A 13,984-nucleotide genomic window follows, 5' to 3' on the forward strand; every position below is an offset into this window, starting at 1 on the left:
TCCTTTTAATTATTTGTATTGGGTTTAGCCAATAGCTGAGTTATTTGGGAAGCTTTATCGGCTTCCATATAATTCAAAACCTTAGATAAGGTTTGATTTTTCATTCTAGTTAATACATCTACTATAATCAATCTATCAGATATTTCATATATAGGATTAGCATCTATTTCTAGAGAAGTTACTGTTTTATCATTTACCATCATTTTTTCAACAATTTTGGCTACTTTATCAGGACCCATTTTTTCATATACGGCTACTAGGTCTGTTATTTTTTGCTGATATTCACTAACAAATTCAATAGATCTGCTTATTTCTGGGGCAATAGATATCTCATCTTTATTTAATTCTTCTTCCCTTCTAATAGCTGAAAATAATTCTTCAGTAAAATTCTCATCATTGATCTTTGAAAGTATTTCTGCTGATTTTAAAATAGACAAATTCTTATAAACCTTTGCCAGTTGATTTATAGAATATCCTTCAGTATTCCCGATTTCCTTAATAGCTATATCCACTGGTTTAGCCTCATAAAGTTTTGCAAGATCTTCAAGTTTATTTTCTTCTATGGTTTTCTTTAAAATTGCGGCTTCTACATTAGAACTTTTTTTAGGATCAAAGGAACCTAAAACTTGATCTTTTATTCTTGGATCTATGTAATATAAAATTTCAGCAGTTTTATCTTCTCTCATAAAATATAAGATTTTACTTAAATTATTTATATAATCCATTTCTCCTTCATATCTTTTTTCAACTTCTTTAATTGTAATCAATAAATCTTGTTTATCTAACCTAGATGCTTCTGCGAGAATTTCATTTTCTTTTTCTTTTTGGACTTCATCATAAATAGAAAATAATAAATCCTTTCTTAATTCAATGTTCCTAACTTTTCCTACTATATCCTCAGTTTTAGACGAAGTTATAGAGTTCATTATCTTAATAATATCTACATATAGCTCCTCATCATTTTTTTTAATAATATATATCTTATCAGCAGCTATATTGGTATCTAGATTTAAATAATAATTAGCTAAATAAGTTTTTTTGTCAATCCTTTCTGTTTCTGTAGGATAATTTCTAAAATAATCACCCAGAGCCCCCGGAGTCTTTCCTAGTGCATTATTAACTTTATTTTTGAAAGTTTTATTGTTAAAATACACAACACTAATAATAGTCAAAGGAACTATAATGACTGAAACAATCACTATCATGATTATTTTATACACCTTTTTTCTCTTACTAGTTTCTTTTAAGCTTTCACTGTCCATTTAAGATTCCCCCTATTGTTGGGTAGTTATATTATAACTAACTATAGAATCCAACAATTTTTCTTCTACTTTTTTTGCTTCGTATACATATTGCTTATAATCATTTTCTTTTAGCTTCTCAAATACTTTTTTCTCTTTCATAGCTTCCATCAATTCTTCTTTAGCTATTTCTAATTTTGTCTTAGTCTCATCAATGATTTCTTCTTGTTTTGATATAGTATCATTGATATCATTTAAATAACTATTATACATTTTTAGATGACCAACGCTAATTTTTTGTATAGATTTGTTCTTTTCCATAATTAGATTTTCTTTGCAATGATTATATTCCAAAAGCATTTCTTCTTCTCTATTTAATCTCTGTTGTAAATCCCCATATTGAGACTTTTTGTAATCTTCTACAGTTTTTTTGTAGTTTAAAACCCTTTCAAATTTGAAGTTATAACCTTTCAAAATTATTTCCCTCCATTAATTAAATTGGGTTGTTTTTTCATAAATATTGCTCATTATAGATAAGGTTTCTTCAAAAGATGGTGATATGGATACTTGTTGTTTTAATAACCCATTTATATCATCTATTAATTCAATGGCAGTATCTATTTTTTTATTTGAACCTCTTTTATATGCACCAATATTTATCAAGTCTTCAGATTCTTTATATACAGCCATAATATCTTTAATAGAATTAGACATTTTTATATGCTCAGGACTAACAATGTTAGGCATAACCCTGCTAATGCTCGCCAATACATCAATTGCTGGATAATGGTTTAAATTAGCCAAGTTTCTAGATAGAACTATGTGTCCATCTAATATCCCTCTTACAGTATCTGTTACTGGCTCAGTTAAATCGTCTCCATCTACCAAAACGGTGTACAATCCAGTTATTGTTCCCTTGTCTGAAGCTCCTGTTCTCTCTAAAAGTCTAGGCATCATAGCAAATACAGAAGGAGTAAAACCTCTTGTAACAGGAGGCTCTCCAATAGCCAAACCTATTTCTCGTTGAGCCATAGCAAATCTAGTTAACGAGTCCATTAATAACATCACATTTAATCCTTTATCCCTAAAATATTCTGCAATAGCAGTGGTTACCATAGCACCCTTAACTCTTACTAAAGCTGGTTGATCGGAAGTTACTACTACTACAACAGATTTCTTGAGGCCTTCTTCTTTTAAATCATTTTCTATAAATTCTCTTACTTCTCTACCCCTCTCACCTATTAATCCAATTACATTGACATCAGCAGTACTATTTCTCGAAATCATACCCATAAGGGTACTTTTTCCAACTCCACTTCCTGCAAATATACCTACTCTTTGTCCCTTGCCACAGGTGAGAAGTCCATCTATTGCTTTTACTCCTACAGATAAGGGCTCTGTAATTACCTGTCGATCTAAAGGATTAGGCGGATTATTGGATACAGGATAAAATTTATTTGTTCTAATAGGCCCTAGATCATCCATAGGATTTCCTAATCCATCCAAAATTCTTCCTATTAGCTCTTCGCCTACATTTACCCTTAAAGTCTTTCCACTCCCTACTACAGTACTACCACTGGCAATACCTTCCATTTCACCTAAGGGCATGAGTAAAATCTTATCTTCTTTAAACCCAACAACTTCAGCTAATACAGGCGTATTCCTATTATGAGGATATATATAACACAGTTCTCCAATAGTAGCCATGGGTCCATTTGATTCAATAGTAAGTCCTGTTACTTTAGTAATTTTTCCTGTATATTTCATAAACCTCTTATCTTTAACTGCATTAATATACTTTTTCAAATTAACAGATTGTTCCATAGTCATCACTCATTATCCAATATAGTATTTAATAGTTCTTTGACTTCTTCAAGCTGATTTTTTAAGCTTACATCTATATTTCCTTTTGAAGTTTCTAAAATGCAATCGCCTTTATTTAAATTAATATCATATTTTATTTCTAGATTATTAATTAAACTGGCTTTTGCTAAGATTTCGTCTTTAGACATTTCCAAGACCCCAAAATCTTCTTTAGACGCTATTATAGTAAGATTGTCTGTTGGATCTAAATTGCTAATACCATTTAGCACAAGAGAAATGATCATCTCATTATCCTTTTCATTTTTTTCATAGAGTACCTTCTGATATATTGTAGTAACCAACTCAACAATATCTTTTTCCAAATCTTTTAAAAGATCCTTTTTTGTTTCTAAATAACTCTCTTTTATACTTAGGGCTTCTTTTATCAGTTTATCTGACTCTCGTTTCCCTTCATCATAGCCTTTTTCAAAACCGTCTGAATAACCTATGTCTTTTCCTTCTTTATACCCATTATCTTTTGACTGCTGAAATATTTCTTTTGATTTATTATGAGCAGAGTTTATTTTTTCTTCATATAGGTTATTTGCTTCTGTTATAATGGTTGCAGACCTTTCTTCCGCCTGCTTTATAAGAATTTCACATTCTTTTTTTACTTCTTCAATTAAAACATCTTTTATTTGCTGATTTTCTTTATCTTCATCTTTTATAGAAGGAATGTCTTCTTTCTCCACCACTCTAAAGGATTTTATAACATTAGACAATTATTTCATCCCCTCCTCTAGGAGTAATAATCTCTCCATCCTCTTCAAGCTTCCTAATAACATTAACAATATTTTGCTGTGCATCCTCAATATCTCTAATACGAACTGGTCCCATAAACTCAATATCTTCTTTAATCATTTCAACTAGACGTTTAGACATATTTGAAAATATAAGTTCTTTAACTTCTTCACTTGCTCCTTTAAGAGCAATCGCCCACTGAGAATTGTCAATTTCTCTAATGATTCTTTGTATACTTCTATTATCCAGAGTTATTATATCTTCAAATACAAACATCCTTCTTCTAATTTCTTCACTTAATTCTGCATCTTTAATATCCAGCTCTTCCATAATATATTTTTCTGTTCCTCTATCAACTGAATTAAGAATATCCACCACAGCTTGTACGCCTCCTGTTGTAGTAAAATCTTGAGATAAGATATTAGAAAACTTACTTTCTAAAACTCGTTCAATCTCTTTTACAACTTCTGGAGAAGTCCTATCCATTATGGCAATCCTACGCGTAACATCTGCCTGTTTTTCCTGTGACAGACTAGACAATATTTGTGCTGATTGAGCTGGACTTAAATATGATAAAATTAAAGCTATTGTTTGAGGATGTTCATTTTGTATGTAATTCAAAAGCTGATTAGGATCAGCCTTTCTAATAAATTCAAAAGGTCTCACATGTAAAGATGATGTTAGTTTATTTATTATATCCACAGCCTTATCTGCACCTAAAGCTCTTTCTAAGACTTCCTTGGCATAGTTAATACCACCTTCAGAGATATACTCTTGAGCAAGACATATTTGATAAAAATCCTCTATTACCTGCTGTTTTTCTTCAGGAGAAACCATTCTCATATTAGCTATTTGTAGAGTTAACTCTTCCATTTCATCTTCATTTAAATGTTTGAAAATCTCTGCAGACTTTTGAGGTCCTAATGCTATTAGTAAAATAGCTGCCTTTTCCTTCCCAGTAAATTGTCTTTTTGACATCTTGAATCGCTCCTATTCATTTAACCAAGATCTAAGCAATTGGGCAACTGAATCTGGTTTCATTTCTATAAATTTATCAATTTGAGCCTTCATTTTAGACTCTTCAGCTTCAAAATTCAAATCTTCAACTTCTGCTTGTATTAAAGTTTTCTCTTCAAGCACTCTTTCAAGTTCATCCATCTTGGATTTCTTTCTTCTTACTAATACATACCCAGTTGTACCACCAGCTAATAAAGCAACTATTAAACCAATTCCTAACCAATTTAGTCCTTTATCCGCTTTAGTTCCTACAGGCATTTCCTGTCTTGTAAACCTTTCAGCTCTAACTTGAACTTGCTTTGTATCTAATCCTGTTGCCGCATAAATTAAATCAGCAATTTCTTTCTCCCTTTCTGGAGTTAATTCTCCATCAGCTAAAGTATCCTTATTAATCAAAACAGCAACAGTAATTGTTTCTACTTGACCAGGGGCCTTTTTAATTTCTTTATTAATTTCATTTAATTCATTGTTTATAATACGGCTTACCTTATCATATCTACTATTACCGTCTTCAACCATTTGATAATCTTCTACAGGATTAGTTGTTTCTCCAGGTACGCCTCCCGTTCCACCACCTACCATATGTTCTTCAACTTCTTCTAAAGATCTTATTAGCCCCTCTTCATTTCCTTCAATAGGTGGAGCAAATTCTACAATAGTAGTTCTTTCACTATCAAAATTAATTTTCACACTAGCTCTTATATCAACGTTACCATAACCAAATACATTCTCTAAAAATCTTTTAATACTTTCATTAATTCTCAACTCTAAATTTTGTTTTATGGTAAACTGATCTGTCATAACAAAGTCTGCCCCATCTTGTTCCTCTGTCAATAATTTCCCTTCATCGTCTATAACTAGTACATTTTCTATATCCATACTTATAGATCCTGCAACTAAATTTTTAATAGCGTTTACTTTTTCTCCAGACAAAGGTCTATTATCATCTTTTTTAATAAAAACAGAAGCTGTAGTCTGCTCTTTTTTATCACTAAGTACAAAATTGGTGTCTTCTTTTTCATCAATATATACCGTTGCACTTTCAATTCCATCTATCTCAGATATAGTTGCAGATAATTCACTTTGTAATGCATATTTCATTCTTTGTTTTTTATCGTAATCTGTCATGGTCCAACTGCTGTCATTAAAAGCATCCATAAAACTGTAACCTTCTTTTGGCAATCCATAAGAAGCAAGTTCAATTTTAACTTTATTTTTCACTTCAGAAGGAACTAAAATACTACTGTCATTCTCTCCCGTTTTCCATTTCACATTCATTTCATCAAGTTTTTTGGTAACTTGTGCTGTATCTTTTAGTGTTAAGTTTTCATATAGCACTTCGTATTTAGGCCTTGTAAAAATTAAAATCAATATAGTTACAGTCAATATAATCAGTAAGCCTATAATTCCTAATTTTATCTTTTTCTTCTTATCCATTTCCTGCCAGAAACTATTAAGTTGCTGTCTTACTTGCTGTATTGTTTCTCCCACCAAACCACCTCATTCCTTACAGCTTTGCTATATTTGTATTCTCATTATTTCTTTATAAGCTTCAACTACTTTGTTTCTAATACTTAATGTTACCTGCATAGCAGTATTGGCTTTGTCTGATGCAATCATTACGTCGTGGAGATTATCTACATCGCCAACTGCTAACATCTTTTTATATTCATCACTTTCAATTTGCATTTCATTTACTTGATTTAAAGCATTTTTTAAAAAAGAACTAAAAGATTCCTTCTCTTTAGATTTATCTAACTTAATGTCTCCGTAATCTTTAGCGGTTATAATACTATTAAGCCTATTCAGTTCCAATTATATTACCTCCTGCCAATTTCTAATGCTTTTGTTAACATAGCTTTCGATGCATTCATAGCTGTTATATTAGCATCATAAGCTCTTTGTGCACTAATCATATCTACCATCTCTTTCACTATGTCTACATTAGGCATCTCTACATAGCCATTTTCATCAGCATCAGGATGTCCCGGCTCATAAACAAGTTTAAAAGGTGTAGTATCTTCTACTATTTTGCTTATTTTAACTCCGTTTCCATTAGGTTGATTAGTATACTTATTTAAATATTCAGCAAACATCGTGGATTTATTTTCTTTAAAAACTGCCATTTGTCTTCTATAAGGCATCCCCCCTGTACTCCTAGTAGTGTTAACATTAGCCATGTTTTTAGATATTATGTCTATCCTAGTTTTTTCAGCAGTAAGAGCTGTTGCGCTAATATTGATAGAATTAAAAATACCCATAATTATTTACTCCCCTCACTTATAACATTTTTTATTTTGTCAAATTCATTAATAACCTGTCTAATTAAGGCATCATACATTATAGTATTTTTAGCCAAATCAGCAGTTTCTGTTTCTATATTTACATTATTCCCGTCAAACCTATAGGAAGTAGACTTGTCTACCATAACTTTAGGGCTATATTCATCTATACCCTTTCCTATATGCTTTTCATTAGTTGTTTTTAAACTTACTCTGTCCTCTGTCATAAATTGTCTTAGTTGATCTTCAAAAGTAACAACTGTTCTTTTATAATTTGGAGTGTTTTCATTTGCCATATTATGAACAATTGCTTTATTTCTTTCCCATGTTCCATTTAAAGCTTTGCTAAAAAAATCCACATTGTTATAAATACCTTTTAACATATTAATCACCTCGACTTCATTCTTATTAATATAATAGATCAAATTCAGACTTTTTTCTACAAATAATGGTAATAAGTTTTTTTATACAAAATAATAAATCAAAAATCGACATACTTATATTCTATATAATAAACCATTATTCAACTATTTTAAATATGATTCTTTAATTAATTGCCAAATCCTTCTAAGGTCCTAGTGAAAAGGAGTGCCATTGAATCATATTTAAAGAATAGTTTTAAATAGTCTTTATTTTCATGCATTAAAAATAAAGACTTCCATTAAATTATCATCTTAGATTAAAAAGAAGCCTTTATCAGAATATGTTTATAAGATAATTTTCTCTAAGAAAATTTCTATTTTTTTCTAGATCATAAAGTAGTAGAGAATAGTAGATAAACTACTATTCTCTTGCTTTTTTTAGTTCTTCAATTAATTTATCATTTAAAATCTTTATATGTGTTCCCTTCATACCAAGAGATCTGGATTCAATAACTCCTGCACTTTCAAATTTTCTCAAAGCATTAACTATGACTGATCTAGTTATTCCTACTCTATCAGCTATCTTACTTGCTACCAATAAACCTTCACTACCTTCTAATTCATTAAATATATGTTCCATAGCCTCTAATTCAGAATAAGAAAGGGTTCCAATTGCCATTTGAACTACTGCTCTTCTTCTAGCTTCTTCTTCTACTTCTTCATTTTTAGATCTTAATATTTCCATTCCTACTACTGTAGCACTATATTCACCCAAGACTAGATCCTCGTCTGTAAACAGTCTACCAAATCTGGCCAATACCAACGTTCCTAATCTAACTCCACCGCTATTAATAGGAATAATTGTTGCTATCTTATCAGGATAATCACATTTTGAAATTTGATCAAAAACACATTCTGTAATTTCTTCTACATTTTCTTTAGTCTCATTAACTTTTAATAATTCATCATTATATTTTTTAGGAAATCTCTTTTCTTTAACTATCTCAGCCTGTATTATATCACAATCAAAGCCAGTGTATAATTCATATCCTAATACTCTACCTTTTCTACTTGCAATATATACATTTGCATCTAATATTTCACTTAATATTTTACTTAATTCTGTAAAAGAAACAGGTCTAGAACCGTATCCCTGTAAGGTCTTATTTAATCTTCTGGTTTTTTGTAATAAACTTTCTGTCATCCTTATCCTCCTCATTTATATTATATATTTTGATATGTCCTTTTCGACTAAATGGCTCATTAGCTTTTTATCTACATAATCTTTATCTATAACTATTTCTTGTTCATCTATTTCAGGTGCTTCAAAAGAAATGTCTTCAAGAAGTTTCTCTAGAACAGTGTGAAGTCTTCTTGCACCAATATTTTCTGATTGATTATTAGATAAATAAGCAAATTCTGCAATAGATTTAATACCTTCTTCAGTAAATATTAAATCAACACCCTCAGTTTTTAATAACAGTACATACTGCTTTATTATTGCATTTTTAGGTTTTGTAAGTATTTCAACAAAGTTTTCTTCTGTTAAATTTTCCAACTCCACTCTTATAGGAAATCTACCTTGTATTTCAGGTATTAAATCACTAACCTTTGATACATGGAAAGCTCCTGCAGCAATGAACAATATGTGCTCTGTTTTCACAGGACCATACTTAGTCATTACAGTGGTTCCTTCAATAATAGGCAATATATCTCTTTGTACACCTTCTCTAGAGACATCGGGACCACCACCATAATCCTTTCCAGCAATTTTATCTATTTCATCAATAAAGATTATACCATTTTCTTCAGCTCTTTTTATACTTTTTTCTATAACTTCGTCCATATCTATTAACTTTTGAGCTTCTTGATTGCTTAAAATTTTTCTAGCTTCCTTTATTGCGACCTTTTTCTTCTTCATTTTTTTAGGTAGAAAATCTCCAAATATGTCACTCATATTAATATTATATTCTTCCATTCCCATACCACTGAAAAACTCCACAGTAGAATTGCTACTATCCTCAACATGAATTTCAATTTCTCGATCTTCCAGTTCACCGTTTTTCAATTTAATTTTTAAAGATTCTCTTTTCTTTAAAATACTTTCTTTCTCTTCACTGTGATCTTTTTCTTCTTCCATATTGCCAAACCATATTTCTAAAGGATTGTTATGATTTTTTTTCTTTGATGATAAAGGCAGCAATATATCTATTATTTTTTCATCAGCTAAAATTTTACTTTTTTCATAGACCTTCTCAATCTTGTCTCTTTTAATCATTCTAATTGAGTCTTCCACTAAATCCCTTACCATAGAATCTACATCTCTTCCTACATAACCTACCTCTGTAAATTTTGTTGCCTCTACTTTCACAAAAGGGGCATTTACAATTTTAGCTAATCTTCTTGCGATTTCAGTTTTTCCTACCCCAGTAGGCCCAACCATCAATATATTTTTGGGTTTTACTTCCTCTTTAAATTCCTCATTCAACAAACTCCTTCTATATCTGTTTCTTAAAGCTATAGCAACTGCTTTCTTAGCCTTTTCTTGGCCAATAATATATTTATCTAGTTCTCCTACAATATGTTTTGGAGTTAAATCTTCCATAAGTATCACACTCCTTATAATACTTCAACAGTAATACTGTCATTAGTATAAACGCAAATAGAAGAAGCAATTAAGATGGACTCTCTAGCAATATCTTCTGCCTTTAAACTTGAATGCTTAAACAAAGCCTTAGCTGAAGCTAGAGCAAAGTTTCCACCAGATCCAATAGCAACTATTCCTTCATCTGGCTCTATCACTTCACCATTACCAGAAATAAGTAACAAATTATCTAAATCTGCTGCTATTAGCATTGCTTCTAAATTTCTTAATACTTTATCCCTTCGCCATTCTTTGGCTAACTCAACAGCACTTCTTTTTAAATTTCCACTATACTGCTCTAGTTTTTCTTCTAGTATTTCAGCTAAAGTAAGGGCATCAGCAACAGAACCAGCAAACCCAATAATCACTTCATTATTATATATTCTTCTAACCTTTTTAGCTTTGTTTTTCATTATAGCCGTTTGTCCCATCGTTACTTGTCCATCACCTGCAATGGCAATTTGATTATCTTTTTTTACAGCTACAATAGTAGTACCCTTTAGCATCTATTCTCACCCCTATAAAGCTATTTACAATTTAAAGTATCAATTGCATTTTTTCAGAATATTCCGTCATGTATAAGATTACTACAAATTTGAAAAAATGTACAGAAAAATTTTACAAATTTTTATTTTTCTTCACTAATACTATATCCACAATCTTTATTAATACATTTTTTAATATTTTCTTTTTTATTTTTCTTTATAGTCATAATCCCTCCACATTTTGGACACTTTTCTTCAATAGGTTCATCCCAAGAAAGGAAATTACAATTAGGATAATTACTACACCCGTAGAATATCCTTCCTTTCTTAGATTTCCTTTTCACAATATTTCCATCACAAACAGGACATTTTATGTTCAATTCATCAACTATAGCCTTTGTATTTTTACATTCTGGATATCCTGGGCATGCCAAAAATTTCCCAAATCTTCCATATTTAACAACCATATTTCTGCCACATTTTTCACAAATAACATCAGTTACTTCTTCTTCAATTTCTATTTTATCTATCTCATCTTCTGCCTTTTTTAATACAACACTAAAATCTTTATAAAAATCTCCTACAACCAAATTCCAAGGGAATTCTCCTTCTGCAACTCCATCTAACTTTTCTTCTAATTCAGCAGTAAACTCCTCATTTACTATATCATTAAAATACTCCTTAAGTAAATCATTAACTAATATTCCCAATTCTGTAGGAACAAAAGATTTCTTATCAAGGTTTACATATTCTCTTGCGAGTATAGTAGAGATTGTTGGAGAAAAAGTACTTGGTCTTCCAATTCCTAATTCTTCTAAAGTTTTAATTAAAGAAGCTTCTGTATATCTAGGAGGTGGCTGTGTAAAATGTTGATTTGGCTTAATCTCCTTTACATTAACCTTGTCTCCTTCTTTTAATAAAGGAATCTCTAAATCTTTTTCCTCTTCATCTATAGTTGTATAAACTTTTAAAAAACCATCAAAGATAAGCTTAGATCCTGAAGCTCTAAATAAATAACCATTACTTACTATTTTTACAGATAAAGTTTCATAATTTGCTGGAACCATTTGAGATCCAATAAATCTATCCCAAATTAATTTATATAATTTATATTGATCTTTAGTTAAAGAATTTTTAATATCATCAGGTTTTCTTAAGATACTGGTTGGTCTAATACCTTCATGAGCATCCTGTGTTTCTTTTTTACTTTTATTAGCATAATTCTTTCCCCCATTAGTATAAGAGTTTCCAAAGTTATCTTCTATGAAAGAACGTGCTAAATTAATAGCCTCATTAGAGACTCTAGTAGAGTCAGTTCTAATATAAGTAATCAACCCAACGGTTCCTTCTCCCTTTATATCAATTCCTTCATAAAGCTGCTGAGCAACCATCATAGTTTTTTTAGTCGTAAATCCTAACTTTTTTGAAGCATCTTGTTGTAATGTACTTGTTGTGTAAGGCGGATAAGGATTTCTTTTTTTCATTCCTTTTTTCACTTCTTTTACTAAGAAGTTTTTTTCATCAATATTATTTAAAACCTCATCTACATCTTTTTTAGATTTTAATTCTATTTTTTCATCCTTTCCATCTATATTTTTCCCAAAAAAACTAGCTTCAAACTTATTATTTTCTTTATTCAATAGAGCTTTTATACTCCAATACTCTTCTGGAATAAAATCTTGTATTTCTTTTTCTCTATCACAAATTAATTTTACTGTAACAGATTGTACTCTTCCTGCACTAAGACCCTTCTTAATTTTTCTCCATAAAAGAGGACTTATTTTATAACCCACTAATCTATCTAATACCCTTCTAGCTTGTTGTGCATCTACAAGATTTCTATCAATCATTCTAGGTTTTTTCATAGCATTTGCTATGGCATCTTTTGTTATTTCATTAAATTCTACTCTCACTCTTTCAGCTTCATCAATCCCTAGTATATGGGACAAATGCCAAGATATAGCTTCCCCTTCTCTATCTGGGTCTGTTGCTAAAAATATTTTTTTAGCCTTTTTTGCTTCATCTTTTAATTCCTTTATTACTGGTCCTTTGCCTCTTATTGTTATATATTTAGGTTCAAAATCATTATCAATATCAATTCCAAGGCTACTCTTTGGTAAATCTCTTACATGGCCTACAGAAGCTGTAACTTTATAATTTTTCCCTAAAAACTTACCAATAGTCTTAGCTTTTGCAGGCGACTCAACTATAACTAGGTTTTTTTGCAACACCTACACCTCCATATAAAGTTCTAGTAGAGAGTAAATACTCTACCTGTCAATTCCTTAATTACCCCTTTTAATTCTAAAATAGTTAATATACTATTCACAGTAGATATATCAAGCCCTGTTTTATAAACTATATTATCAGAATGAATAGGCCCTTCTTCTAAACATTTTAATATCTTATTTTCAGTATCACTAAAATTTGTATGATTTATTTTCTTTTTCTTTTTAATTAAAACTTTCTCTCTCAACTGATATACCTCTTCAAGTATATCATCAATATCTAAAAGTGGTTTTGCTCCATCTTTTATTAACTTATTTGTTCCTCTGCTAAATATGCTATTAATATTGCCAGGTAAAGCAAAAACATCTTTACCTTGTTCTAAGGCATGATGGGCAGTAATTAAAGACCCACTTTTTTCTTTAGCCTCTATTACAATAATTCCTAGCGATAATCCGCTTATTATCCTATTTCTTAGAGGAAAATTAAAAGCTAAAGGAGGCACACCTAAAGGAAATTCTGTCAAAATTGCCCCTTTCGTCTCTATTTCATTGTAGAGAAATAAATTTTTCTTAGGATATATTGTATCTAATCCATTACCCAATACCCCAATAGTTCTTCCATTTTCCTCTATCGTACTTTTATGAGCTATAGCATCTATACCTAAAGCTAATCCACTTACTATAGTAACTCCGATGCTTGCCAATTCTTTTGCAAACTTTTCACAGGCCCATTTTCCATATGAGGTAGCTTTTCTAGAACCTACTATTGCTATAGCTAAATTATCTTCCTCTATTAAGCTTCCTTTTTTATATAAAACTTTCGGATTATCATAAATATATCTTAACCCTTCTGGATAATTTTCATCGTAAATAGTTATTACATCTATATTATGTTTATTAATATCACTAAATAATCTTTTTATATAATCTGAATTTCGATTGTTAATAATTTTTTCTTTTATTTCATTTTTTATACTTTTTATAGAATTAATCTCTTTTGCTGGACTTATCCATAAGTCTCTTAAGTCAATGAAATATTCCATTATCTTTTCAATATTACTGTTACCTATATTCAAACTATTAAGCCAGATCAATACTTCTTTCTGTGTAATCTCCCCCAC

Annotated in this window: 14 protein-coding genes; all 14 read right to left on the bottom strand. The window is 30.4% G+C overall.

Features of this window, described 5'->3' with window-relative positions:
* Window positions 1–5: 5 nt before the first annotated feature.
* The 14 genes from KQI42_RS06795 to dprA all read right to left on the bottom strand — a co-directional run bounded on the left by KQI42_RS06795 (window position 6) and on the right by dprA (window position 13,984).
* Window positions 6–1,262 (bottom strand): MotE family protein, encoded by a 1,257-nt coding sequence (locus KQI42_RS06795; protein WP_216518067.1) that lies wholly within the window; start codon window positions 1,260–1,262, stop codon window positions 6–8.
* A 12-nt stretch (window positions 1,263–1,274) separates the two neighbouring features.
* The gene (gene fliJ, locus KQI42_RS06800) at window positions 1,275–1,715 is read right to left on the bottom strand and encodes a flagellar export protein FliJ (RefSeq protein WP_216518069.1); all 441 of its coding nucleotides are present in this window, start codon (window positions 1,713–1,715) and stop codon (window positions 1,275–1,277) included.
* Between the two features lie 15 nt (window positions 1,716–1,730).
* Window positions 1,731–3,065, bottom strand: a complete 1,335-nt coding sequence (fliI, locus tag KQI42_RS06805; protein WP_216518070.1) for a flagellar protein export ATPase FliI — start codon at window positions 3,063–3,065, stop codon at window positions 1,731–1,733.
* Window positions 3,066–3,070: 5 nt separating this feature from the next.
* Window positions 3,071–3,826: a FliH/SctL family protein gene (locus KQI42_RS06810; protein ID WP_216518071.1), complete on the bottom strand. Its 756-nt coding sequence runs from the start codon at window positions 3,824–3,826 to the stop codon at window positions 3,071–3,073.
* On the bottom strand, window positions 3,819–4,823 hold the full coding sequence (gene fliG / locus KQI42_RS06815) for a flagellar motor switch protein FliG (protein WP_216518073.1): 1,005 nt from the start codon (window positions 4,821–4,823) through the stop codon (window positions 3,819–3,821). Before fliG ends, KQI42_RS06810 begins: the two co-directional genes overlap by 8 nt.
* A gap of 12 nt (window positions 4,824–4,835) precedes the next feature.
* Window positions 4,836–6,353, bottom strand: coding sequence for a flagellar basal-body MS-ring/collar protein FliF (gene fliF / locus KQI42_RS06820; protein ID WP_216518075.1), 1,518 nt, complete (start codon window positions 6,351–6,353; stop codon window positions 4,836–4,838).
* 27 nt (window positions 6,354–6,380) lie between these two features.
* Window positions 6,381–6,677: a flagellar hook-basal body complex protein FliE gene (gene fliE / locus KQI42_RS06825; RefSeq protein WP_216518077.1), complete on the bottom strand. Its 297-nt coding sequence runs from the start codon at window positions 6,675–6,677 to the stop codon at window positions 6,381–6,383.
* A gap of 5 nt (window positions 6,678–6,682) precedes the next feature.
* On the bottom strand, window positions 6,683–7,123 hold the full coding sequence (gene flgC, locus KQI42_RS06830; RefSeq protein WP_216518079.1) for a flagellar basal body rod protein FlgC: 441 nt from the start codon (window positions 7,121–7,123) through the stop codon (window positions 6,683–6,685).
* Between the two features lie 2 nt (window positions 7,124–7,125).
* Window positions 7,126–7,527 (bottom strand): flagellar basal body rod protein FlgB, encoded by a 402-nt coding sequence (gene flgB / locus KQI42_RS06835; RefSeq protein WP_216518081.1) that lies wholly within the window; start codon window positions 7,525–7,527, stop codon window positions 7,126–7,128.
* Window positions 7,528–7,927: 400 nt separating this feature from the next.
* Complete coding sequence (codY, locus tag KQI42_RS06840) at window positions 7,928–8,710, bottom strand: GTP-sensing pleiotropic transcriptional regulator CodY (RefSeq protein WP_216518083.1); 783 nt, start codon at window positions 8,708–8,710, stop codon at window positions 7,928–7,930.
* A gap of 15 nt (window positions 8,711–8,725) precedes the next feature.
* The gene (gene hslU / locus KQI42_RS06845; protein ID WP_216518085.1) at window positions 8,726–10,111 is read right to left on the bottom strand and encodes an ATP-dependent protease ATPase subunit HslU; all 1,386 of its coding nucleotides are present in this window, start codon (window positions 10,109–10,111) and stop codon (window positions 8,726–8,728) included.
* Window positions 10,112–10,125: 14 nt separating this feature from the next.
* Complete coding sequence (gene hslV, locus KQI42_RS06850; protein ID WP_216518087.1) at window positions 10,126–10,656, bottom strand: ATP-dependent protease subunit HslV; 531 nt, start codon at window positions 10,654–10,656, stop codon at window positions 10,126–10,128.
* A 122-nt stretch (window positions 10,657–10,778) separates the two neighbouring features.
* On the bottom strand, window positions 10,779–12,863 hold the full coding sequence (gene topA, locus KQI42_RS06855; RefSeq protein WP_216518218.1) for a type I DNA topoisomerase: 2,085 nt from the start codon (window positions 12,861–12,863) through the stop codon (window positions 10,779–10,781).
* A gap of 23 nt (window positions 12,864–12,886) precedes the next feature.
* Window positions 12,887–13,984, bottom strand: a complete 1,098-nt coding sequence (gene dprA / locus KQI42_RS06860; protein ID WP_343231656.1) for a DNA-processing protein DprA — start codon at window positions 13,982–13,984, stop codon at window positions 12,887–12,889.

The sequence above is a fragment of the Tissierella simiarum genome (genome assembly GCF_018917865.1).
GTDB lineage: Bacteria > Bacillota > Clostridia > Tissierellales > Tissierellaceae > Tissierella_C > Tissierella_C simiarum.